The sequence below is a fragment of the Corallococcus sp. AS-1-6 genome (assembly GCF_020037015.1).
In the GTDB taxonomy this organism is placed as follows: Bacteria; Myxococcota; Myxococcia; order Myxococcales; family Myxococcaceae; genus Corallococcus.
The window spans coordinates 250,680-275,529 of the sequence record NZ_JAIQDE010000001.1 but is presented as its reverse complement, the minus strand read 5'-3'; the positions used below and the strand labels follow the sequence as shown (position 1 = coordinate 275,529).

General features: G+C 68.7%; 11 protein-coding genes. 5 read left to right on the top strand and 6 right to left on the bottom strand.

Annotation, left to right across the window (positions count from 1 at the left end; all coding sequences use genetic code 11):
- Positions 1–5: 5 nt before the first annotated feature.
- Positions 6–1,595, bottom strand: coding sequence for a glycosyltransferase family 39 protein (locus K8612_RS01140; protein WP_223760975.1), 1,590 nt, complete (start codon positions 1,593–1,595; stop codon positions 6–8).
- 572 nt (positions 1,596–2,167) lie between these two features.
- On the opposite strand from K8612_RS01140, the gene K8612_RS01135 reads away from it, so the two are divergent.
- The 4 genes from K8612_RS01135 to K8612_RS01120 all read left to right on the top strand — a co-directional run bounded on the left by K8612_RS01135 (position 2,168) and on the right by K8612_RS01120 (position 8,197).
- Entirely contained in the window at positions 2,168–4,231 is a 2,064-nt protein-coding gene (locus tag K8612_RS01135; protein WP_014399123.1) for a PrkA family serine protein kinase, read from the top strand.
- A 35-nt stretch (positions 4,232–4,266) separates the two neighbouring features.
- Entirely contained in the window at positions 4,267–5,376 is a 1,110-nt protein-coding gene (locus K8612_RS01130) for a DUF444 family protein (RefSeq protein WP_120549429.1), read from the top strand.
- A gap of 42 nt (positions 5,377–5,418) precedes the next feature.
- Entirely contained in the window at positions 5,419–6,912 is a 1,494-nt protein-coding gene (locus tag K8612_RS01125) for a SpoVR family protein (RefSeq protein ID WP_223740056.1), read from the top strand.
- A gap of 94 nt (positions 6,913–7,006) precedes the next feature.
- Positions 7,007–8,197, top strand: coding sequence for a peptidoglycan DD-metalloendopeptidase family protein (locus K8612_RS01120; RefSeq protein WP_223760974.1), 1,191 nt, complete (start codon positions 7,007–7,009; stop codon positions 8,195–8,197).
- Between the two features lie 71 nt (positions 8,198–8,268).
- Here the strand turns inward: K8612_RS01120 and K8612_RS01115 are convergent, their stop codons facing one another.
- On the bottom strand, positions 8,269–8,856 hold the full coding sequence (locus K8612_RS01115; RefSeq protein ID WP_223760973.1) for a DUF2378 family protein: 588 nt from the start codon (positions 8,854–8,856) through the stop codon (positions 8,269–8,271).
- Positions 8,857–9,132: 276 nt separating this feature from the next.
- Here K8612_RS01115 and K8612_RS01110 point away from each other — a divergent pair, with 276 nt between their 5' ends.
- Complete coding sequence (locus tag K8612_RS01110) at positions 9,133–11,640, top strand: glycogen/starch/alpha-glucan phosphorylase (RefSeq protein WP_223760972.1); 2,508 nt, start codon at positions 9,133–9,135, stop codon at positions 11,638–11,640.
- A 57-nt stretch (positions 11,641–11,697) separates the two neighbouring features.
- Here K8612_RS01110 and K8612_RS01105 read toward each other — a convergent pair whose 3' ends face one another.
- From K8612_RS01105 to K8612_RS01090, 4 genes are all read right to left on the bottom strand, one after another.
- A complete protein-coding gene (locus K8612_RS01105; RefSeq protein WP_223760971.1) occupies positions 11,698–13,650 on the bottom strand; it encodes a M3 family metallopeptidase in 1,953 nt (650 codons plus the stop codon).
- A 236-nt stretch (positions 13,651–13,886) separates the two neighbouring features.
- Positions 13,887–18,827, bottom strand: coding sequence for a lamin tail domain-containing protein (locus K8612_RS01100; protein ID WP_223760970.1), 4,941 nt, complete (start codon positions 18,825–18,827; stop codon positions 13,887–13,889).
- Between the two features lie 139 nt (positions 18,828–18,966).
- Positions 18,967–23,916 (bottom strand): lamin tail domain-containing protein, encoded by a 4,950-nt coding sequence (locus K8612_RS01095; protein WP_223760969.1) that lies wholly within the window; start codon positions 23,914–23,916, stop codon positions 18,967–18,969.
- Positions 23,917–24,042: 126 nt separating this feature from the next.
- Positions 24,043–24,846 carry an SDR family oxidoreductase gene (locus tag K8612_RS01090; RefSeq protein WP_014399131.1) on the bottom strand — a complete coding sequence of 268 codons (804 nt, stop codon included), beginning with the start codon at positions 24,844–24,846 and terminating at the stop codon, positions 24,043–24,045.
- Positions 24,847–24,850: the final 4 nt, after the last annotated feature.

Here is a 24,850-nt window from a genome sequence, read left to right as displayed (position 1 = left end):
GCGGGCTACGGCTGGCGCCGGTACACGTGCAGCGGCGCGGAGAAGCCGTCCTGCTCCTGGTACGCCACGCCGTCGAGCGTCAGCGTGCGCCCGTCCAGCTTCACGCCGGGGTCCTTCACCAGCTTGCCGCCGTCGAAGCGCACCAGCACCTCCGGCCGCGCGTCCGCCATGCGCTGGCGGAAGGTGTCCCAGCGCACGCGCGCCATGCGCATCTCCGGCAGCGTGGAGAAGAAGGCCACCTGCAGGTCCATGTAGCTCGGATCATCGTCGATGGCCGCCGCGCCGCCCTTCGCCGCCACCTCCTCCTTGAGGTAGCGCGCCACCTGCATCACCGCCACGGGGTTCGTGGACGTGGGGCTCACCGGGCGCAGGGAGTCATGCAGCCCGCCCTCGGTGCGGAACGTGTAGATGCCCAGCGCCACCGGCATCACCACCGCCAGCACCGCGCTCACGCCCACCACCGCGCGGCGCGCGAAGGCGCCCTTGTCGCCCACCAGCGCCGCCAGGCCCGGCGCCATGAACACCGGCAGGAGCACCAACTGCGTCACCGTGAAGCGCGCCAGGGGCACGAAGTTCAGGAGCACCGCCGCGCGCAGGGTGAAGTACAGCGCGGGCAGCACCGCCATCACCACCAGCCAGCGCGTCTCCGGGTGCTTCTTCCACGCGCGCACCATGCCCACCCCGCCCAGCAGCGCCACGCCGGGCGTCAGCGTGAAGAGCGCCACCGCGGGCCAGAACCCCAGTTGCTGCAGCCGCCAGCCCAGCGCGCCTCCCGCGCCACCGGAGTCGGCCACCCACTGCTTGTGGAAGTCCTCCACCGCCTTGATGGGGAAGAACGGGTCGCCGTGCGCCAGCTCGTTGCCCTGCATCCACAACAGCGGGAACGGCAGGCACACCAGGCCAAAGCCCACCGCGCGCGTCAGGGACGCCACCCGGTCCTCGCTGCTGAACACCAGCGCCACCGTGATGAGCGGGATGTACATCCACGCGTCGTAGCGGAGCGCGCACGCGAAGTTGAGCAGCACCGCGCCCCAGAACAGCGGCTGGAAGCGGTTCTCCTCCACCCCTTCCGCCACCAGCGCGAACACCGCCAGCATGAAGAAGAGCGACACCGCCTCGCTGCCCGCGGTGGTGGAGAACTGCAGGTGCATGCCCCACGCGCTGAAGGCCAGCCCCGCGGCCACGCCCGCGCGCCAGCCGAACAGCCGCCGCGTCAGCGCGAACAGCGGAACCACGGACGCCACCCCGAACAGCAGGCTCACCAGGCGGCCCGCCACGTCCCGCTCGAACACCGACAGCACCGCGCCCACCAGGTACAGGTGCAGGGGCCCGAACTGGTACGTGCCGTCCTTGTAGGACGTGATGACGTGGGGGTCGGCCAGCCAGCGCTCCGCCAGCTCCGTGCGCACCACCGCGTCCCCGAAGAGGTTCTCGTTGATGAAGAACACCCCCAACCGGGGGAGCAGCGCCGCCAGGAGCAGCAGTCCCACCAACCACCGGGTGGACGGCTCGGGCCGGGGTGCGGGCACCGCGGTCAGACCGGGCACGGCGGAGGGAGGGGAAGCGAGGGCGGCGGGACTCGAAGCGGGAACCATGGAGGGCGCGAGGATACGCAGGCAGGGCTCAAATCCAAGCCAGCGTCCCTTCCACCTGCCCGGTGCCCGCCCGCCTGCCCTGTGCCTCCTCCGGAATCACTTCAACGGGCAGCGTGGGATTCGCGCCGTTACGCACCCTTCTGGGCGGGACGGAACCGGTGCGCCGGCCGCCACGCCGACATGTGGAGCGGACACGGACGCCGCCCCACAGGGAGGGCCTGCCCGGACGGGATGTCCTCCAGCGGAAGCCCAAGCGTCGGGAAGTACGCGCTTGGGTGAGGTGGGACCGGACACATCGCACCGGGGGGGCTCCTCCCAGCGCGCGTCCTGGTCCTTATAATCGAAGTGCCTTTTCACCCCGTGGAGGAGGGCGGCTCCCCTCCGACACGAGCCGAACGCGCGGTCCCACTCCGCGGCGGGGTCCCGAAGGGGCTGAAGCATCGCGATTGTCGTCGCCTGGGACCTCTTCGGAGTGGGTGTGGAATGGCCTTCCAGCCCTCCAGGTTCACCATGTTGGCCCCCCGGAAGCACGCGAGTTTTCGCGTCCTCCTGTGAGGCTACGAGGGAGAGACATGAAGGACGCTGAGAAGGGCTCGTGGGTCTCCAGAATCGCCGCGTTCCAGGATGTGAAGACCTACGCGGAACTCAACTGGGAGGGCTCTTTCGAGGACTACCTCGAAATCGTCCGCAAGAACCCCAAGGTCACCCGCACCGCCTTCCAGAGGATCTACGACATGATCCTCAGCCACGGGAAGTCGGAGTACATCGACAACAAGAAGAAGCTCACCCGCTACCACTTCTTCAGTGACGAGCGCTTCGGCGGCCGGGACGCCATCTTCGGCCTGGACGTGCCGCTGATGAAGCTGGTGAACGTCTTCAAGTCCGCCGCCCAGGGCTACGGCACGGAGAAGCGCGTCATCCTCCTGCACGGGCCCGTGGGTTCGTCCAAGTCCACCATCGCCCGCCTGCTCAAGAAGGGCATGGAGGAGTACTCCAAGACGCCGGAGGGCGCCGCCTACACCTTCTCCTGGCTCACCGACAAGAAGCAGCCTGACGGCACGGTGACGAAGGAGAAGATGAAGTGCCCGATGAACGAGGAGCCGCTCAACCTCATCCCGCGGGAGTGGCGCGACAAGGTCTTCTCCGAGCTGTCCCCGCCGGAGTCCGGCTACACCATCCCCAACGGCTGCGAGCTGTGCCCCGCGTGCCGCTTCGTCTTCAAGGAGCTGATGACCCAGTACGGCGGTGACTTCGCCAAGGTCATGGGCCACGTGCACGTCAACCGGCTCATCTTCAGTGAGAAGGACCGCGTGGGCATTGGCACGTTCCAGCCCAAGGATGAGAAGAACCAGGACTCCACCGAGCTCACCGGCGACATCAACTACCGGAAGATCGCCGAGTACGGCTCGGACTCCGACCCGCGCGCCTTCAACTTCGACGGCGAGTTCAACATCGCCAACCGCGGCGTCATTGAATTCGTGGAAGTGCTCAAGCTGGACGTCGCGTTCCTCTACGACCTGCTCGGCGCGTCGCAGGAGCACAAGATCAAGCCGAAGAAGTTCCCGCAGACGGACATCGACGAGGTCATCATCGGGCACACCAACGAGCCCGAGTACAAGAAGCTCGAGAACAACGAGTTCATGGAGGCCTTGCGCGACCGTACGGTGAAGATTGACATCCCGTACATCACCAAGCTCGCGGAGGAGGTGAAGATCTACGAGAAGGACTTCAACTCCCGCGCCATCAAGGGCAAGCACATCGCCCCGCACACGCTGGAGATGGCCGCCATGTGGGCCGTCCTCACGCGCCTGGAGGAGCCCAAGAAGCACAACCTGTCGCTCCTGCAGAAGCTCAAGCTCTACAACGGCAAGACGCTCCCCAACTTCACCGAGGACAACATCAAGGAGCTGCGCAAGGAGTCCGTGCGCGAGGGCCTGGAGGGCATCAGCGCCCGCTACATCCAGGATAAAATCTCCAACGCCCTGGTGAGCGACAAGGGCGAGGGCTGCATCAACCCCTTCATGGTGCTCAACGAGCTGGAAGCCGGCTTGAAGACACACTCCCTCATCAACACCGAGGACGCGCGCAAGCGGATGAAGGAGCTGCTCACCACGGTGAAGCAGGAGTACGAGGACATCGTCAAGAACGAGGTCCAGCGCGCCATCAGCGCCGACGAGGACGCCATCGGCAAGCTGTGCGGCAACTACATCGACAACATCAAGGCCTTCACCCAGAAGGAGAAGGTCCGCAACAAGTACACCGGCATCTACGAGGTGCCGGACGAGCGCTTGATGCGGTCGATTGAAGAGAAGATCGACATCCCGGAGAGCCGCAAGGACGACTTCCGCGGGGAGATCATGAACTACATCGGCGCGCTCGCCGTGGAGGGCAAGACCTTCAACTACCGGACCAACGAGCGGCTGCACAAGGCGCTGGAGCTGAAGCTGTTCGAGGACCAGAAGGACAGCATCAAGCTCAAGAACCTGGTGTCGTCCGTCGTGGACAAGGAGACCCAGGAGAAGATCGACCTGGTGAAGGACCGGATGATGAAGAACTACGGGTACTGCGAGATCTGCTCCACGGACGTGCTGAACTTCGTGGCCAGCATCTTCGCCCGCGGTGACGCCAAGGAGTAACGCCTAGCGACTTTGCCCAAGAGGGACGTGACACCGTGACCTTGAAGATCCACCAGGACCACTCCCGCTTCAAACAGATCGTCCGCGGGAAGATCAAAGCCAACCTGCGCAAGTACGTGCAGAAGGGCGAGATGCTGGGCAAGAAGGGCAAGGATGCCATCAGCATCCCCATCCCCTTCATCGACATCCCGCGCTTCAAGTACGGCCACAAGGAGCAGGGCGGCGTTGGACAGGGTGACGGTGACGTCGGCCAGCAGCTCGGCCCCGGGGCGGTGGAGCCCGGGGACGGGCACCAGGCCGGCCAGGGCGAAGGCGACCACGCCCTGGAGGTGGACGTCACGCTGGAGGAGCTGGCGCAGATTCTTGGCGAGGAGCTCCAGTTGCCGCGGATTGAGCGGCGGCAGAACGAGCGCATCGTCACGCAGAAGGTGAAGTACACGGGCGTGAACACCACGGGCCCGGAGTCCCTGCGCCACTTCAAGCGCACCTTCAAGCAGGCCCTGAAGCGTCAAATCGCCACCGGCACCTACGACCCGAAGATGCCGGTCATCATCCCCACGCGCGAGGACCGGCGCTACCGCAGCTACAAGCTGCAGGAGCTGCCAGAGACGAACGCGGTCATCATCTACATGATGGACGTGTCCGGCTCGATGGGGGACGAGCAGAAGGAGATCGTCCGCATCGAGAGCTTCTGGCTCGATACGTGGCTCAAGCACCAGTACAAGGGGCTGGAGTCGCGCTACATCATCCACGACGCGGTGGCCCGCGAGGTGGACCGCGACACGTTCTTCCACACCCGCGAGTCCGGCGGGACGATGATCTCCAGCGCGTACAAGCTGTGCCGGGACATCATCCAGGCGGACTACCCGAAGAGCGCGTGGAACATCTACCCGTTCCACTTCAGCGACGGGGACAACTGGAGCGCGGACGACACGCGCCAGTGCATTGAGATGCTCCGCAACGACATCCTCCCGCAGGTGAACCAGTTCGCCTACGGGCAGGTGGAGTCCCCCTACGGCAGCGGGCAGTTCATCAAGGACCTGCGCGAGGCCGTGGGTGACACGAACAACGTCGCGCTGAGCGAGATCGCGGACAAGGACGCCATCTACGCCTCCATCAAGGACTTCCTCGGCAAGGGGCGCTGACACGAGCGCTTCTGTCTCATCCCCCACCGGAGCCACCGCCCCATGCCCAAGAGCCTCACACCGCGACTCGCAGCGCTGCGGGATGAAATCCACGGCTACGCCAAGGAGTTCGGCCTGGACTTCTTCGACACCGTCTTCGAGATGGTGTCCTACGACGAGATGAACATGGTGGCCGCCTACGGCGGCTTCCCCACCCGCTACCCCCACTGGCGCTGGGGCATGGAGTACGAGCAGTTGGCGAAGGGGTACGAGTACGGGCTCTCCAAAATCTACGAGCTCGTCATCAACAACGACCCCTGCTACGCCTACTTGATGGAGAGCAACCCGGAGGTGGACCAGAAGCTGGTGATGGCCCACGTCTACGGTCACTGCGACTTCTTCAAGAACAACTTCTCCTTCCGGCACACCAACCGCCGGATGATTGACGACATGGCCAACCACGCCACCCGCGTCCGGCGGTGGGTGGACAAGATTGGCGTGGAGAAGGTGGAGGACTTCATCGACCGGACGCTGTCGCTGGAGAACCTCATCGACCAGCACGCGCCGCACATCCGGCGCAACCCGGACCCGCAGCGCGCGGAAGAGGAAGCCAAGTCCAACGAGCGCGTGGAGGGCTTCAAGGTGAACCGCGAGTACATGCGCGGCTTCATCAACCCCTCCGAGTTCATGGACTCACAGCGCAAGCGCGCGGAGGACGAGAAGCAGCAGCGCAAGCGCTTCCCGGAGCGCCCGCAGCGCGACGTGCTCTACTTCCTCCTGGAGCACGCGCCGCTGGAGCCGTGGGAGGTGGACATCCTCTCCATCCTGCGCGACGAGGCGTACTACTTCGCGCCCCAGGGCCAGACGAAGATCATGAACGAGGGGTGGGCCAGCTACTGGCACTCCACCATCATGACCCGCCGGGCGCTGAAGGACGATGAGATCATCGACTACGCGGACCACCACTCCGGCACCATGGGCGTGCGCCCCGGCGCCATCAACCCGTACAAGCTGGGCATCGAGCTGTGGCGGGACATTGAGGACCGGTGGAACAAGGGCAAGTTCGGCAAGGAGTGGGACGAGTGCGATGACCTTCGCGCGCGCCAGGCCTGGGACAAGAAGCTGGGCGCGGGGCGCGAGAAGATCTTCGAGGTGCGCAAGCACTACAACGACATCACCTTCATCGACACGTTCCTCACCGCCGAGTTCGCCCAGCAGCAGAAGCTCTTCGTCTACGGCTTCAACGACAAGCGCAACTCGTGGGAGATTCTGGACCGCGAGTTCCGCAAGGTGAAGAACAAGCTGCTCACGTCGCTCACCAACTTCGGGCAGCCCATCATCGAGGTGGTGGACGGCAACTACGAGAACCGCTCGGAGCTGCTGCTCGCGCACAAGCATGACGGGCAGGACCTGAAGGGCGACTACGCGCGCGAGACGCTGCGCAACCTCCAGTCCCTGTGGCGGCGCCCGGTGAACATCATCACCCGCTACGACGGCAAGGGGACCCTGCTGCGCTACGACGGGCAGCACCACTCGGAAAAGAAAGTGGAGCTGTAAGGCCGGAAGTCCCAAGCAGGCAGGCAGGCTGCGGAAGTGCGGTCAGGATTTGGGCGGAGGACCAACAGTCCTCTACACTCCTGTATCGCCCCCCATGAAGACCGCTTCCCTCCTCTGCCTCGCCGCCCTCGGGGTGGCTTCGACGTCCGAAGCCGCCACCCAGTTCGAAATCAAGAACCGCCGCATCGAGCCGCGCCAGACGCTGGCGGGCGCGCTGCACGACACGCAACTGCCCGACGAGCAGGTGACGGCGGTCATCTCCGCGCTGGAGGGCGTGTTCGACTTCCGCAAGTCGCGCGTGGGGGACCAGTTCCGCCTGGTGATGAAGAACGGCGAGCTGGACTTCTTCGACTACCGCCAGAGCACCGTGGACGAGTGGCAGGTGCGCCGCGACGGGGAGAAGTACGTCGGCAGCAAGCGCTCCATCGAGGTGGAGAAGCAGGTGTCGCTGGTGTCGCTGGAGATCAACTCGTCCCTGTACGAGGCGACGCTCGCGGCGGGTGAGGACCCGTCCATCGGCCTGGTGCTGTCGGACGTGTTCGCGTGGGACATCGACTTCTACCGCGACGTGCGCAAGGGCGACCGGGCCAAGGCACTGGTGGAGAAGTTCGTCTCCAAGGGCCGCGTGCTGCGCTACGGCGAGGTGCTGGCGGCCACGTACGAGGGCGGGCTGGTGGGCAACAAGCGCGTGTTCCGCTACGTGCTGCCCAACGGCGAGGCCAACTTCTTCCAGGAGGACGGCGCCAGCGCGAAGAAGACCTTCCTCAAGAGCCCGCTGAAGTACGCGCACGTCACCAGCAGCTTCGGGTCGCGCTTCCACCCGGTGCTCCAGTACGTGAAGAACCACAACGGCGTGGACTACGGCACGCCCATTGGCACCCCGGTGTGGGCCGTGGCGGACGGCACCGTCGTGTCCGCGGGCAACGCGGGCGCGGCCGGCAACATGGTGGTGCTGCGCCACGCCAACGGCATGGAGACGCAGTACATGCACCTGTCGCGCTTCGGCGACGGCGTGCGCGCCGGCCAGCGCGTGCGGCAGAAGCAGGTGATTGCCTACTCCGGCAACACCGGCCGCTCCACCGGCCCGCACCTGCACTTCGGCCTGAAGCGCAACGGCGCCTACGCCAACCCGCTCACCCAGAAGTTCCCCCGCGCGGATCCGCTGCCCAAGGAGCTGACGGCGGACTTCCTCGCCAAGGCGCAGGACATGGCCCAGCAGCTTGACGCCGTGTCCGTGGCCGCCGTCGCCGGCAAGGCGGGCCCGGCGCCCACCGCCACGAAGTAGCCCCAGGCCGCCTCGCGCCGAAAGCCCCGGGCCCCCTCCCCTTCACGGTGGAGCGGGGCCCGTCGCTTGTCTCAGGTCCATTCGATGATGAACTCGGAGTCGCCCAGGCACCGCTCGGTGCCCCGCACGCTGCCCTCGCGGTGGAGCGCGTGGAGGGGCCCGCCGAGGATGCCCTCGTGGACCTCCACGGGCAGCAGGTCCCCCTTGAAGACGAGCCGCACGCGCTTGTCGCCCAGGGCCTGGTACTCGCGCTGCCCGTAGCTCACCGCGGTGGAGTACGACGCGGGCGCGTTGCTGTAGAGGCGCTTGGGGTCGGCGCCGCTGGAGGTGAGGCGCAGGAGCGTCTGCCCCACCGTGGACTCGAAGAAGGTCCCGACGATGGCCTCCCCGCACGCCCGCAGGGCCGCGTCACGTGTGCCGTACTCCGGCTGGAGCGCCTCCGACGCGAAGGCGAGCAGCCGCAGGAAGTCCACCGCCGGGTAGGAGAAGAAGTCCACCGGGCTGCGCTGCATGAGCGGCGCGCGCAGGCGCTCCGCGGCGTCACGCCCCAACCGCTGGTGCACGAGCCGCAGCACCGCCGCGAAGCTCAAGCCCCGCACGGTGTCCCCGGGCCGGGTGAGGGCGATGCGCGCTTCCAGGTCATCCAGGGGGCGGGACATTCGCGAGCTTTGTACTCCACTTCCGCTCGCTTCCGGCCCACCCCCGCGGGGGAGGTGCTTGCCATCGCGCACCCTGGGGCCGCGCCGCGTCACGCGGGTCCCCGGGCACCTTCCCTCCCTGGCGGAGGAAGCGGCCGACCCCGGGCGGGGGACGTGGGTTTCCCCTGCCCTGGGCTGGCGTGACACGGTAGCCTTCCGTCATGGGCGTCCCGCGTCAAAAGCGCGGGCGCTCGCGCAGTGCCTCCACCCCTTCGCGACCCTCGAGACGACCGACTTATGGCTCCTCCCGCCTCCGCGCGCCCCGCTTCGCCCCCGCCCTCCGCCTCGGGAACCCCCGAAGACAGCGGCCGCACCGGGCTCGACGCGGCCAGCGTCCGTCGCGGCTTCTTCGAACACGTGCGCTATTCGCGCGGCAAGAACCCGGAGACGGCCACCCCGCATGACCGCTTCATGGCGCTGTCGCTGGCCGTGCGCGACCGCCTCACGGACCGCTGGGTGAAGACGGCGCGCACCTACTACGAGCAGGACGTCAAGCGCGCCTATTACCTGTCCGCGGAGTACCTGCTGGGCCGCGCGCTGGGCAACAACCTGCTCAACCTCAACATGTACGAGGCCGCCGCCGCCGCCATGCAGGAAGTCGGCGTGGACCTGGGCCAGTTGCTGGAGATGGAGCCGGACGCGGGCCTGGGCAACGGCGGCCTGGGCCGGCTGGCGGCGTGCTTCCTGGATTCGCTGGCCACCCTGGGCTACCCGGGCATGGGCTACGGCATCCGCTACGAGTTCGGCATCTTCTCCCAGGACCTGGTGGAGGGACACCAGGTGGAGCGCGCGGACGAGTGGCTGAAGTTCGGCAACCCGTGGGAGATCGTCCGGCCGGAGAAGGCGGTGCCGGTGCGCTTCTTCGGGCGCGTGGAGCACCACCAGGGTCCGGATGGCCGGCCGGTGGCGCGCTGGGTGGGCGGCAAGACGGTGATTGGCGTGCCGTACGACACGCCCATCGCGGGCTACGGCAACAACACCGTCAACACGCTGCGGCTGTGGCAGGCGCGCGCGAGCGCGGAGTTCGACCTGCTGCTGTTCAACGCCGGTGACTACGAGCGCTCCGTGGTGGAGAAGAACGACTCGGAGGTCATCTCCAAGGTCCTCTACCCCAACGACGCGTTCCAGGCCGGCAAGGAGCTGCGCCTCAAGCAGCAGTACTTCTTCGTGGCGTGCTCCATCGCGGACATCGTCCGGCGCTACCTGAAGAACCACAACGACTTCCGGGACTTCTCCAGGAAGTGCGCCATCCAGCTCAATGACACGCACCCGGCCATTGGCGTGGCGGAGCTGATGCGCGTGCTGGTGGACGAGAAGCGCCTGCTCTGGGACGAGGCCTGGTCCATCACCCAGGAGACGTTCGGCTACACCAACCACACGCTCCTGGCGGAGGCCATGGAGCGCTGGCCGGTGTCGCTGTTCGAGCGGCTCCTGCCCCGCCACCTGGAAATCATCTTCGAGATCAACCAGCGCTTCATGCGCCAGGTGCAGATCCGCTACCCGTTCGACGTGGAGAAGCAGCAGCGGATGAGCCTGGTGGAGGAGGGCCCGGAGAAGAAGATCCGCATGGCCCACCTGGCCGTGGTGGGCAGCCACAGCATCAACGGCGTGGCCGCGCTGCACACGGACCTCTTGCGCCGCGACGTGCTGCCGGACTTCGCGCAGATGTACCCGGAGCGCTTCAACAACAAGACCAACGGCGTGACGCCGCGCCGGTGGCTGGCGTGGTGCAACCCGCGCCTGTCCAAGCTGATCACCAGCCGGATTGGCGAGGGCTGGACCACGGACCTGGACCTGCTCCAGAAGCTGGAGCCGCACGCGGAGGACCCGGAGTTCCGCAAGGCCTTCCGCGAGGTGAAGCGCGCCAACAAGGAGGAGCTGGCCCAGCACGTGAGGGACCTGCGCTGGGTGCAGCTCAACCCGGACGCCATCTTCGACGTGCAGATCAAGCGCCTGCACGAGTACAAGCGGCAGCTCCTGGACGCCATCCACATCGTGGCGCTGTGGATGAAGGCGCGCCGGGACCCGTCCAGCGTCATCACGCCGCGCGCGTTCCTCTTCGGCGCGAAGGCGGCGCCGGGCTACCACCTGGCGAAGCTGACCATCCGGCTCATCAACGGCATCGCGGAGGTGGTCAACAGCGACGCGGGCGCCACGGGGTTGCAGGTGGTGTTCCTGCCCAACTACCGGGTGAGCCTGGCGGAGCGCATCATCCCCGCGGCGGACGTGTCCGAGCAGATTTCGACGGCGGGCTGGGAGGCCTCCGGCACGGGCAACATGAAGCTGATGCTCAACGGCGCGCTGACGCTGGGCACGCTGGACGGCGCCAACGTGGAGATCCGCGACGCGGTGGGCGACGAGAACTTCTTCCTCTTCGGGCTCACGGCGGATGAGGTCATCGCGCGCAAGAAGGCCGGCTACCGGCCGCGCGAGGTGTACGAGTCCAACACGGAGCTGCGCGAGGCGCTGGACCTCATCCGCTCCGGCTTCTTCTCGCCGGAGGACCGCAACCTCTTCCAGCCGCTGGTGGACAGCCTGCTCAACGAGGACCGCTACCTGGTGCTGGCGGACTTCGCGTCCTACGCGGCGAAGCAGGAGGACGTGGCGCGCGCCTACAAGGACGCCGAGTCCTGGACGAAGAAGTGCATCATCAACGTCGCCCGCGCGGGCATCTTCTCCTCCGACCGCACCATCAAGCAGTACGCGGAGGAGATCTGGAAGGTGCAGCAGACGACCGTGGAGTGACGTGACGCTCGAGCACCGGCGGCTCCGGTTCCCCGGGGCCGCCGTGCCGTCCGCCGCTCAGGCGGCCTTGTTGAGCCAGGCCTCGTACGCGCGGAAGTCGTAGTCGCGGCCGAGGAAGTGGCGCACCAGGCGGGCGGCGTCGTCGGAGCCGCCCGGCTCCAGCACCGCGCGGCGGTAGGCCTGCGCGGGCTCGGGGTTGAGCAGGCCCTTCGTCTGGAACACCGTGAAGAGGTCCTTCGCGATGACCAACGACCACATGTACGTGTAGTAGTTGGACGAGTACCCGTCCAGGTGCCCGAAGGTGAGGTGGAAGTACGTGCCCTCCAGGTACGGGAAGGGGATGTACTGGCCCTGCAGCTCACGCACGAGCGCGGTGGCGTCCAGGTCCTTCGGGTCGCGCCGGTACAGCTCCAGGCTGAGCGCCGCGTAGAACATCTGCTGGCGCACGAAGAGCCCCTTGCCGAACTCGTCCGCGGCGAGCATGCGCTCCACCAGCTCCGCGGGCAGCGCCTCGCCCGTCTGGTAGTGCTTCGCGAAGGTCTGCAGGCACGTCACGTCGCGCCCCCACTCCTCCAGCATCTGCGACGGGGCCTCCACGAAGTCCCACTCCGTGCGCACGCCGGACAGGCCCGCCCACTTCGTGTGGCCGCCGAAGATGTGGTGCAGGAGGTGGCCGAACTCGTGGAAGAACGTCTCCACGTCGCCGTGCTGCATGAGCGCGGGCTCCGCGCCGGGCTTGGGGAAGTTGCAGATGAGCGCGCCTTCCGGCAGCCGCCGGCCGGACTTGCCGCTCGTCAGCGTGAACTGGGCCGCGTGCTTGTACTTGTCCGCGCGCGGGTGCATGTCCAGGAAGAAGCGGCCCTTGAGCGTCTGGCCTTCGTGGACGTCGTAGACCTCCACGTCCGGGTGCCACACCGGCACGTCCTTCACGGGGCGGTAGGTGACGCCGAAGAGGCGCGCCGTGAGGTCCAGCACGCCCTGCTTCACGCGCGTGTATTCGAAGTAGGGGCGCACCGTCTGCGAGTCGAAGGCGTACTGCTCCGCCTTCACGCGGTCATCCAGGTAGCCGGAGTCCCACGGGTTCACCTTGTCGGCGGCCGGGTCGTCCTTGCGCTTGCGCTCCAGGAGCACGGCGTAGTCGCGCTTCATGCGCTCCTCCGACGCGTCGGCGATCTTCCGGATGAAGGTGCCCGCGGCGTCCGCGGTGCGCACCATCTTGTCCTCGGTGGCGTAGGCGGCCCAGTGCGGGTAGCCCAGCAGCGTGGCCAGCTCGTGGCGCTTCTGGACCAGCTTCTGGAGCACGTCCACGTTGGAGGGGTAGCCGCGCTGGCGGTTGGCGCGCCAGAGCGCTTCGCGGGCCTTGCCGTCGCGCGCGTAGGTGAGGAAGGGCACCAGGTCCGGGTAGTCCGTGGAGATGCGCACCTGGCCGTCCTCGCCGGGGGCGTGCGCGCGCACGTAGTCCTCCGGCAGGCCGTCCAGCGCGGCCGGGGGCAGGGACACCTTGCGGGTGTCCTGGCTGATGTTGCGGCTGAACTCCTGGCCAATGCGGACCAGCTCCTCCTGGAGCGCCTTCACCTTCGCGCGGGTGGCGTCGTCGCGGTCCACGCCGGCGCGGCGGAAGTCGCGCAGCACCTTCTCCATCCACTTGCGCGTGGCGGCGTCCTCCTGGGACAGGTCCACGCGCGCCAGGACGTCGTAGACGCCCCGGTCCATGCGGATGTCGTTGGCCAGGTTCTCGATGGCCTGCTCGGAGGCCTCCGCGGCCTCGCGCAGGGCGGCCTCCGGGTGCGTGTGGCGCACGACGCTGGCGCGCGCGGCGGCGTCATCCAGCGCGGCCGAGGACTCGTCGAACAGCTCCAGGACCTCCCTGGGGGGCGTGGAGGCGGGCAGCGTCTTCAGTCGCGCGATGCCGTCGCGGGCCTTGGACAGGGCCTCCTCGCTCGCGCGGCGGAACTCCTCCGGCGGGCAGGTGACATGGCGGGCGGCGTCGGGGACCAGGGGCTCGGACACGGGATGGGCTCCTCTCAAGCCGTGGGTGTGCGGGAAAGGGCTCAAAGCTAATGCGCCCCGTCCTCCCTGGCAGCATCCGAGTGGCCCGGCGCGGACGGTTGCCGGGCAGTGGACGCCCTCCCCCGCCCCGTCCGTCGGGCGGCGGACGGGCGGGCGGTGCCCGAAGGCGGAAGGCCGCCCCGGCGTGAGTGCCGGAGGCGGCCTTCCTGGGACTTCTCAAGGGTGAGGCGGAGGCGTCAGTAGAACTCGAGCGGGCTCTGCGAGGTCTGCGGCTCCCGGACGGCGCGGGTCACGAAGTCCTGGCCGTTGTTGTCCGTGTCCTGCCCATTGCCACGAAGGGCGTCCGCGCCGGTCGTGCCCATGGTGGTGGAGGTGGAGGAGGCCACGGCCTTGCGCTCGAGGCTGCCGCCCACCGCCGGGTGCGAAGGGGCGGCGGTGCCCTCGGGGGAATTCCCGGCGCCCCATCCCAGCTTGTCCACGTCCACGTAGGTCCCCCCCACGAGTTGCTGGATGCGGACGTGGCCACCGGCGGTCGTGGAGGCCGACGCATCGAAGGTGTAGCCGAGGTCCTTGGCCAGCGTGCCCGTGCCGCTGTAGTTCGCCCCGCCCAGCAGGAAGTAGCCGTGGGCGCGGATGACCTTTCCGGCGGGAATGGTGACGGTCCCACTCCAGGCGGTCCCGGTGGCGGACTTGTAGCTGAGCTGCCAGTTGGACAGGTCCACGTCCGAGTTCGTCGGGTTGTAGAGCTCGACGAACTCGTCCGTCGCGGCCGTGCCCGTGCCGTTGCCGCCGCTGACCTCGCTGATGACCACGTGGTTCGTCAGCGGTGTCTTGACGACCGTCACCGAGCCCCAGGTGCCCGCGGGAGGATCCACCTTGCCGGACTGGTCGCAGTACACCCACGGCTCGCCCTTGAAGCGGTAGCGGAAGCCGTAGCGGTACGTGCCGGCCGTGGGAATCTGGAGGACCGCCTTCATCTCGTCGTTGTTGGAGTTCGGCGTGGTGAAGCCCGCGTTGAAGTCCGCCGCCGTCCACGTCCAGCCCGCCGGGTTGGCGGCGTCCGTGCCGTAGCCCAACTGCGCCTCGATGAGCGGGTAGAAGTCGTTGCCCTGCGTGTTCCGCTGCGTGACGTCGTAGCTGTAGAACTGGCTGTAGATGTCGTAGCTGGCGTTGGGGGCGATGACCGCCGGGTAGGCGTTGTCCGGCGACGGGAACGTCTTCGGGTACTGGATGGCGCAGTAGTTCAGCGGCTTCTCCACGTTCAGGCCGCAGTCGTCGTTGGCCTGGAGCGGCGTGCCCCGGTCCCCGCCGGACAGGCTGCCGGTGGAGTCACACCAGTACCAGGCCTGGGCGCTGCCCTTCGTCCCGATGATGCTGGACGCGAGGCTCATGGCCCGGCCCGTCGTCTGGGGGAACGCGTTCGTGTACGTGAGGCTGTCCACCGTCACCGCGCCCTGCTTGAGCGTGATGGAGCCCGTGCTGTCCATGAACTTGTCGATGCCATAGTCGGTGTTCGCCGACACGCCACCGTTGCGCGTGTAGTTCGCGTCCTGCGCGAGCACCGTCCGGCCGCCGGGGGGCACCAGCAGCGTGGGGTTGTGGTTCACCGTGAAGGACGTCTCCGTCCCCGCGCTGTTGACCAGGGTCACCGTCAGGCCCTGCGCGTCCAGCAGATGCGACGTGGTGTTGGTCAGCTCCAGGTACTCGGTGGTGCCCGCGGAGGGCGAGTGCATCACCTCCGAGATGACCAGCTCGCCCGCGCCCGGGTGCGGCGCGCTGGTGCACGCGCCCGCGTAGCAGACCGCGTCCGCGCCGGTGCAGGTCTCGAGCGTCGAGTCGCCGGCCACGCAGGTCGGCGCGCCGTTCTGCACCACGCACACCGACGAGTAGACCTCGCGCGAGTAACCGTCCTCCGCGCACTGGGGCGCGGGCGGCGTGCACACGTAGCCGTCGCACGGGCTGGTGGTGGCGGTGCTCGCGGTGGCGAGCGCGCTGGCGTTGTCCGCGCCGTCGAACGTCCGGAGCGCGAAGTGGTACGTCGTGGCCGCCGTCAGGCCGGTGACGGTGAAGGACTCCGCCGTGCCCGCCGTCTGGGGCGTGCTCATGCCCGTCACGAGCGTGGCCGCGCCGAAGGTGGCGTCGGTGATGGCGGACGTGGCGTAGCGCAGCTCGTAGCGCGAGGCCGTGCCCAGCACGCCGTCGTCACCCGGGGCCTGCCAGTCCAGGCGGATGCTGTCGCCAGACACCCCCGTCGCGCTGAAGCTCGCGGCGGCGGACGGCGCCTGTGCGTCGGAGATGATCAGGTCCGCCGACGTGAGGGTCTGGAAGTCGTCCGCGCTCGCCTGGAGCTGGTACGTGCCTTCGTCGTTGATGCTGAGCTCGCCGAAGGTGGCCACACCGCTCACGGTGGTGCGCGTGGGGATGCCCTGGGCGAAGCCGCCACCCACCAGCGCCAACTGCACATCCGCCGACGCGTTGGTGAGGGTGTTGCCGTAGGCGTCCTTCACCGCGACCTCGATGTCCGCCAGCGCCTGCCGCACCGAGCCCGTCGTGGGCGCGGAGGCGAAGGTCAACTGGCCCACCGCCGCCGGGATGATGGAGTACGTGTGCGAGACCGTGAGCGACGTGTCCGTCACGTCCTCCACGGTGACGTCGTGGTCTCCGGCGGTGCGCAGCTCCACGCTGAAGGTGTGCCGGCCCTCGTCCAGCAGGGTGAACGTATAGGCGCCGGGCAGCACCGCCTGCGCATCCGAGGAGGTGAAGGTCACCGTGGACGCGTAGCCCTTCGCCACGTTGCCGTAGACGTCACGTGCCACCAGCTCGTAGCTCAGCGACTGGCCCGCGCCGAACGGGCCCGCGCTCGCGATGACTTCAAGCGACGCGGCCGTGACGGAGCGCACCTCCGCGTTCACCGTCGCGGTGAGGGCCGGGGTGGCCGTGTCCGTGGCCGTGAGCGACTGCGTGCCCGCCGTCTTGAAGACGAAGCCGGAGACCGTCTTCTCGCCCTGGTCCGCCAGGGCGAAGACGACGTCCGGAGGCAGCACCGCCTGCGCGTCCGAGGACGTGAAGCGCACCGTGCCGGTGTAGTCCGGGAGGCGGTTGCCAAAGGCATCCGTCACGGACACCGTCACGTCGTTCGACGCACCCGCGTCGACCGGGCCCGGGAAGGGCACGAGCATCAGCTTCGCCGCCGCCCCCGCGCCCACCGTGAAGGACTGGCTCTCCTGCGTCAGCGAGCCCGCCGTGACCGTGAAGGTGAACGTGCCCGCCGTGTCCACGCGCAGGCCCGAGAAGGTCGCTACACCATTCACCGCCGCCACTGGCACCGCCGTGAAGCCAGCCTGACCGGTGAGCGTCAGCGTCACCACCGTGGTGGCCGTGGAGACGACGTCGCCTCGCGCGTCCAGCAGTGACACCTTCACGTCCGCGAGCGGGGAGCCCGCCGTGCCATTCGACGGTTGCAGCGTGAACGCCAACTGCGTCACCTGCGGGTCCGAAGTGGACACCGCGAGGCTGTCCGAGCGCGCGGAGTTGCCGTGCGCGTCCGTCACCTTGAGCGCCACGTGGTACGTCTTCCCGGCCGCGAGCCCGGAGAGGGTCGCGGACTGCTCCGTCCCCGGAGGCACCGGGGCGCCGACCGTCACCGGCGTCGCCGCTTCGAAGGCCGCGTCCGTGGTGATGGCGGACGTCGCGTAGCGCAGCTCCTGCGACGCCACCTGCCCCTGCACACCGTCATCCCCCACGCCCGTCCATTGCACGGTGAGGCCCGTCTCCGTGGCCCCCGTCTGCGTCAGCACCGGCTTCGCGGGCGCCACGTCGTCCACCACCTCCACGTCCGCGCTGCTCACGTCCTGCACGCCCTGCGCGGACGCCACCAGGTGCGTGGTGCCATGCCCCGCGATGCTCAAGTCCGTGAAGGTCGCGACACCCTCCACCGGCGCCGCGATCACGGGCCCCGCGAGCGTGAAGGCCCCCGCCGGCAGCGACAGATTCACCGCCAGCCCGGTCGCCGACGCTGGGTTTCCGAAGGCGTCCTGGACCGCGACCTTCACGGTCCCCAGGGAGGCGCGCGTCGACACGCGCGAGGCGGGCTGCTGCGTGAACACCAGCTTCGAGGGCGTCGCGGCGGACACGAGCACCCTGGACTCGAAGGAGAAGGCCCCTGCGCTGTCCGCAATCGTCAGGAACCGCGGCCCGGCGGTGCGGAAGGTGATGTCCTGGAACTTGAACCGGCCCGCGTCCACGGCGGTGAACGTGTGGGAGGGCAGCGTCGCGGCCGCGTCCGTGGACGTCAGCGTCACCGTGCCCGTGTAGGTCGTCACCGTGTTGGCGTACATGTCCGAGAGCGTGACCTCCAGGGACTCCGCCGTGCCCGCCGTGGTGGTCTCCAGGAGGCGGTCCAGCCCCAGCGCGGACACCGCACCGGGCTCCACCTTGAAGACGGTGCTGGGGACGGGCTCGAAGCCCGGGGCGCTCGCCATGAAGGAGTAGCCCTTGCCCGCGCGCTTCAGCACCACGTCCGGGAAGGTCGCGACGCCGTTCACCGCGGCCACCGTCAACTGCCCCTCCGGGAACACGATGCCGCCGGAGCCCAGCGACAGCGTCACCTCCGCCGTGCTGTCCGTCACCACCCCGCCAGCGCCGTTGCGCACCTCCACCACCAGGAGCTTGAGCGGCTCGCCCGCGACGGCATCCGGCAGCGCCGAGCGGAACGCCAGCGTCTTCACGGTGCTGACGTCCGCGAAGTCCACCGTGGCCGTCGCGTCGAGCGCCGTCATCTTGCCGGTGTCGTCCTTCACGGACGCCTTCACCGTCTTCACGCCCGGCACCGTGGACGTCACGTGCGCCTGCGCCTGGCCGTTGATGTTGGTGACGAGCGCGGACTCCTGGACGGAGACGCCCTCCCCCTCCAGCGTCAGCGACACCGAGCGCCCGGACAGCCGCGAGCCGTCCGCCTTGCGCAGCGCCGTCACGGTGACGACCGCGACGTCCTCGCCGTTCGCCAGCACTCCCGTGGGCCGGTCCACCACCACCGTGGAGGCCGCCGTGTCCACCACGCCCTCGATTTCGGGCGGGGGCTGCGGCGGGGTTCCAGAGTCTTTACAGCCGAGCGACAGGCCCAGACACAGCACGCTCAACCCCAGACAGCGGGCGAGCACAGCGATCCGTGGGGACATGGATGTCTCCGTCCAGCGAGCAGCCCCGCGGCTTCGTGCGCTTCACACGGGGTTTCAGTGCTTTCTAGCAGACATCCCCCGACCCTCGCGAAGCAGGGCCGGAGGTTTGCACCTCAACTGGAATCCCCGTTGGGAACGGTCAGTAGAACTCGACCTGGCTCGCGGAATTCTGGGGTTCCCGTTCCGGGACGTCCAAGAAGTTCGTCGCGTTGTCGTTCGTGTCGTAGCCGTTCCCCCGCCAGTAATCCGAGCCGAGCACGGACACCATCCCCGAGGGGACCGAGGTGGACACGGCCTTGCGGATCAGGCTTCTGCCCGCGGAGTACGGAGCGGGGGAGCCCTCGGGCTGGCTGGCGGTGCCGTACCCGAGCCGGTCCACCTCGGTGAAGCTCGCCCCGTCCGGACTCCGGAGGCGGATGTGGCCACCGGTCGAGGAGTCCGCTGCGTCGAAAACCGAGTACCTGACGTCCGCGGCGACCGTGCCCGTGTAGGTCGCGCCGCCCAGCAGGAAGAAGCCGTGGGCGCGAATCCTGCTCCCGGCCGGGAGGACGAAGGTCGTGTAGCTGCTCCCCTTGGCGGGCATGTAGCCCACCTCCCAACCCGACAGGTCCACGTCCGCGTGCGTCGGGTTGTAGAGCTCGATGATCTCATCCGCGCTGAGGTAGGGCTGCCCTCCATTGAACTCGCTGATGACGACATGGTCCGTCAGCGGCGGCTTCACATTCGCCACCACCGTCACCGAGCCATACGTGCCGGCGGGTGGAACGGTGATGCCGTTCTGATCGCAATACACCCACGGCGCGCCCGCGTCCTTGAACCGGTAGCGGAAGCCATAGCGGTAGGTCCCGGGCGTGGGGATGTTCATCCAGGTCCGCATCTGGTCGTTCACGCTTCCCGCGGACACGGCGTAGTTCACGTTGAAGTCGGCCTTGAGCCACGTCCAGCCCTCCGGATGGGCCGAGTCCGCGCCGTACCCCAACTGCGCCTCGATGCGCGGGGAGTAGTCATTGCCGGTCGGGTTCCGGGTGGTGACGTCGAAGTCGGAGAACGAGCTGTGGATGGCGTAGGTCTCGGTGGTGGTGATGGTGGCCGGGTACCTGGGGAAGTCCGGAAAAGTCTTCGGGTACGCGATGTTGCAGAAGTCCACCGGAGGCTGGACGTTCATGCCGCAGTCGTCATTGGGCTGGCCCGGCGTGCCCCGGTCGCCGCCCTTGAGGCTGCCGGAGGAGTCACACCAGTACCAGGACCGGGACCGGGCGCTGGCCGGCGCGCCGATGATGCTGGAAGCGAGGCTCATCGCGCGACCGGGCGTGTTCGGGAAGCCTTCCCAGTATTCGACGCGGTCCACCGACGGATTTCCCGGTGGGCCAAACAGCCCCCGGATGGCGACGGTGCCCGTGCTGTCCATGCGCACGCTCGTGCCATACGCGTAGCTCGCGGGCACTCCACCGTTCGTCGCCGGGTTCGCGTCCTGCGCGAACACCACCCGCCCGCCGGGTTCGACCAACAGCGGCTTGCCATACAGCACGGAGAAACCGGAGAAAGAGCCCTGACTGTTCGTGATGTGCACCTGCATGCCGTTCAGGTCCATCAGCTTCGTGCTGGTGTTGGTCAGCTCCAGGTACTCCGTGGTGCCCACGGAGGGCGAGTGCATCACCTCCGACAGGACGAGTTCCCCCACGTTCACGAACGACGACGCCAGAGTGCACGCGCCCGCGTGGCAGACGCCGGGGCAGACCTGCCGCGCCACCGCGCCGTCCTCGCAGGTCGGCACGCTGTCGCGCACCACGCACACCGACGTGGGCACCTCCAGTGTCTTGGCGTCCTCCGCGCACGTCGGGGCCGGCGGCGTGCACACGTAGCCGTCGCAAGGGCTGGGGGTGCTGGCGCTCGCGGTGGCGAGCGCGCTGACGTTGCCCGCGCCGTCGAAGGTCCTCAGCGCGAAGAAGTAGGTCGTCGCCACCTCCAGGCCGGAGACGGTGAAGGTCTCCTCCATGCCCGGAGCCTGGGGCGCGCTCACGCCCGGCGCCTCCGTGGCCGAGTCGAACGTCGCGTCGGTGATGGCGGACGTGGCGTAGCGCAGCTCGTAGCGCGTCGCCGTCCCCAGGTCGCCGTCATCTCCCGGGGCCGCCCAATCCAGGCGGAGGCTGGTGCCGGACACAACCGTCGCGCTGAAGCTCCGCACGACGGCCGGCGCCACCGCGTCGGTGATGAGCAGGTCCCCGGACGTAGCGACCGCCACGGTGTCCGCGTCGGCTTCAAACCGATACGTGCCTTCGTCATTCACGACGAGGCCGGCGAAGGTCGCCACGCCGTCCACGGTCGTGTGCGTGGGATTGGCCTGGGCGAAGCTGCCACCCGCGAGCGCCAGCGTCACGTCCGTCGGGGTGTCTTTGACGGTGTTGCCATACACATCCCGCAGCACGACCTCCACGTCCGCCAGCGCCTGCCGCACCGAGCCCGTCGTGGGCGCGGAGGCGAAGGTCAACTGGCCCACCGCCGCCGGGATGATGGAGTACGTGTGCGAGACCGTGAGCGACGTGTCCGTCACGTCCTCCACGGTGACGTCGTGGTCTCCGGCGGTGCGCAGCTCCACGCTGAAGGTGTGCCGGCCCTCGTCCAGCAGGGTGAACGTATAGGCGCCGGGCAGCACCGCCTGCGCATCCGAGGAGGTGAAGGTCACCGTGGACGCGTAGCCCTTCGCCACGTTGCCGTAGACGTCACGTGCCACCAGCTCGTAGCTCAGCGACTGGCCCGCGCCGAACGGGCCCGCGCTCGCGATGACTTCAAGCGACGCGGCCGTGACGGAGCGCACCTCCGCGTTCACCGTCGCGGTGAGGGCCGGGGTGGCCGTGTCCGTGGCCGTGAGCGACTGCGTGCCCGCCGTCTTGAAGACGAAGCCGGAGACCGTCTTCTCGCCCTGGTCCGCCAGGGCGAAGACGACGTCCGGAGGCAGCACCGCCTGCGCGTCCGAGGACGTGAAGCGCACCGTGCCGGTGTAGTCCGGGAGGCGGTTGCCAAAGGCATCCGTCACGGACACCGTCACGTCGTTCGACGCACCCGCGTCGACCGGGCCCGGGAAGGGCACGAGCATCAGCTTCGCCGCCGCCCCCGCGCCCACCGTGAAGGACTGGCTCTCCTGCGTCAGCGAGCCCGCCGTGGCCGTGAACGTGTACGTGCCCGCCGTGTCCACGCGCAGGCCCGAGAAGGTGGCCACGCCATTCACCGCCGCCACCGGCACCGCCGTGAAGCCAGCCTGACCCGTGAGCGTCAGCGTCACCACCGTGGTGGCCTTGGGGACGACGTCGCCCCGCGCGTCCAGCAGTGACACCTTCACGTCCGCGAGCGCCGACCCCGCGTTGCCATTCGACGGCTGCGGCGTGAACGCCAACTGCGTCACCTGCGGATCCTCCGTGGACACCGCGAGGCTGTCCGAGCGCGCGGAGTTGCCGTGCGCGTCCGTCACCTTCAGCGCCACGTGGTACGTCTTGCCCGCCCCGAGCCCGGAGAGGGTCGCGGACTGCTCCGTCCCCGGAGGCACGGGGGCGCCGACCGTCACCGGCGTCGCCTCTTCGAAGGCCGCGTCCGTGGTGATGGCGGACGTCGCGTAGCGCAGCTCCTGCGACGCCAGTTGCCCCTGCACACCGTCACCCCCCACGCCCGTCCACTGCACGGTGAGGCCCGTCTCCGTGGCCCCCGTCTGCGTCAGCACCGGCTTCGCGGGCGCCACGTCGTCCTTCACCTCCACGTCCGCGCTGCTCATGTCCTGCAGGCCCTGCGCGGAAGCCACCAGGTGCGTGATGCCATGCCCCACGATGCTCAAGTCCGTGAAGGTCGCGATGCCCTCCACCGGCGCCGCGTCCACCGCTCCCATCAACGTGAAGGTGCCTGGAGGTAGCGACAGCGTCACCGAGGGAGAGGTCACCGGCGCCGTGTTGCCGAAGGCATCCTGGACCGCCACCTTCACGGTCCCCAGGGCGGCACGCGTCGACACAGGCGTGGCCGGCTGCTGCGTGAAGACCAGACGCGCGGGCGCCGCGGCGGACACGTTCGCATCCAGCGTGGCCGCGATGGCGGCCGTCCCGTCACCGATCATCAGGCGCTGGGGACCGGCCGTGCGGAAGGTGATGCCCTGGAACCTGAACCTGCCCGCGTCCACGGAGGTGAAGGTGTGCGCGGCGGGCAGCGTCGCCGCCGCGTCCGTGGACGTCAGCGTCACCGTGCCCGTGTAGCCTGTCACCGTGTTGAGGTACGCATCCTGGATCGTGACCTCCAGGTCCTGCGTCACGCCCGCGGTGACCGCCTCCAGCCAGGTGCTCCACTCCAGGGCCGAGGGCGCACCGGGCGCCACCGTGAAGGGGGGGCTGGCGACGGCCTCGAAGCCCGGGGCGTTCGCGACGAAGGAGTAGCCCGCGCCCGCACGCTTCAGCACCACGTCCGAAAAGGACGCGACGCCGTTCACCGCCGCCACCGTCAGCGGGCCCTCGGGGGACACGATGCCGCCGGAGCCCAGCGACAGCGTCACCTCCGCCGTGCTGTCCGCCACCACCGCGCCGCTGGCGTCCTGGACCTCCACCACCAGGCCCGCGAGCGGAACGCCCGCCACGCCGTCCGGCAGCGCCGAGCGGAACGCCAGCGTCTTCACGGTGCTGACGCTCGCGAACTCCACCGTGGCCGTCTGGGTGAGCGGCATCCTTCCGCCGGTCACATCCGTCACCGACGCCTTCACCGTCTTCACGCCCGGCGCCGTGGACGTCACCCGCGCCAGGGCCTCGCCATCGAGGCCGGTGAGGGCCTCCGACTCCAGGACGGAGGCGCCCTCCCCCTCCACCGTCACCGACACCGAGAGCCCGGACAGCCGCGAGCCGTCCGCCTTGCGCAGCACCGTCACCGTGACGACCGCGGTGTCCTGGCCATCCGCCAGCACGCCCGTGGGCCGGTCCACCACCACCGTGGAGGCCGCCGTGTCCACCACGCCCCTGGGCGGAGGCTGCGGGGAGAGCCCCGGCTCCGTGCAGCCCAGTGACAATCCCAGACACAGCACGCTCAACCCCAGACACCGGGCGAGCACAGCAATCCTTGGGGACATGGATGTCTCCGTCCAGCGAGCAGCCCCCGCGCGCGCGGCGTGCGCACCACGCGGGGTTGCAATGCCTTCTAGCAGACATCCCCCGGCGCCCGCGAAGCAGGGCCGGGACACGCACCTCGGCTGGAATCAGCCGTTGATGGCCTGGAGCACCGCGGCGCCGCCCAACAAAGACTGGCCGCCATCGCAGACCATGATGGCGCCGGTGATGTAGGACGCCGCGTCGGAGGCGAGGAACAGGGCCAGCCGGGCGATGTCGTCTGGCTTTCCGAAGCGCTGGAGCGGCAGGGCCTCCGCGAGCTTCTGGCGGGCGCCCTCCGACGGGGCCAGGCGGCTCATGCCCTCCGTGCCCTCGATGGGGCCCGGGGTGATGGCGTTGACGCGCACGCCGGTGCCGCCCCACTCGATGGCGAGCACGCGGGTGAGCATGTCCACGCCGGCCTTGGCGGCGCACACGTGGGCCTGCATGGCCATGGGCAGGTAGGCCTGGGGCGCGGAGATGTTGATGACGGCGGCGCCCGGCTTGCGCAGGTGTTCGAAGGCGGCGCGGGACACGTTGAAGGTGCCCAGCACGTCGATGTCCATCACCGCCTTGAAGCCGTTGGAGGACATGCCCAGCACGGGCGCGGGGAAGTTGCCGGCCGCGCCGCACACCAGCACGTCGATCTCACCGTAGGCGTCCTTCACCTGCTGGAGCGCCTTCTCCACCGACGCGTAGTCGCGCACGTCCGCGGCCACGCCCATGGCGGTGCCGTGGGCCTGGAGGCCCTTCACCGCGCCCTCCAGCTTCTCCACGTTGCGGCCGTTGATGGCCACCTTCGCGCCCGCCTTCACGAACGCGGTGGCGATGCCGAGGTTGATGCCGCTGCTGCCGCCGGAGACGAACGCCGTCTTGCCCTTGAGCAGCCCATCCTTGAACACGCTGTCCGCCATGGAG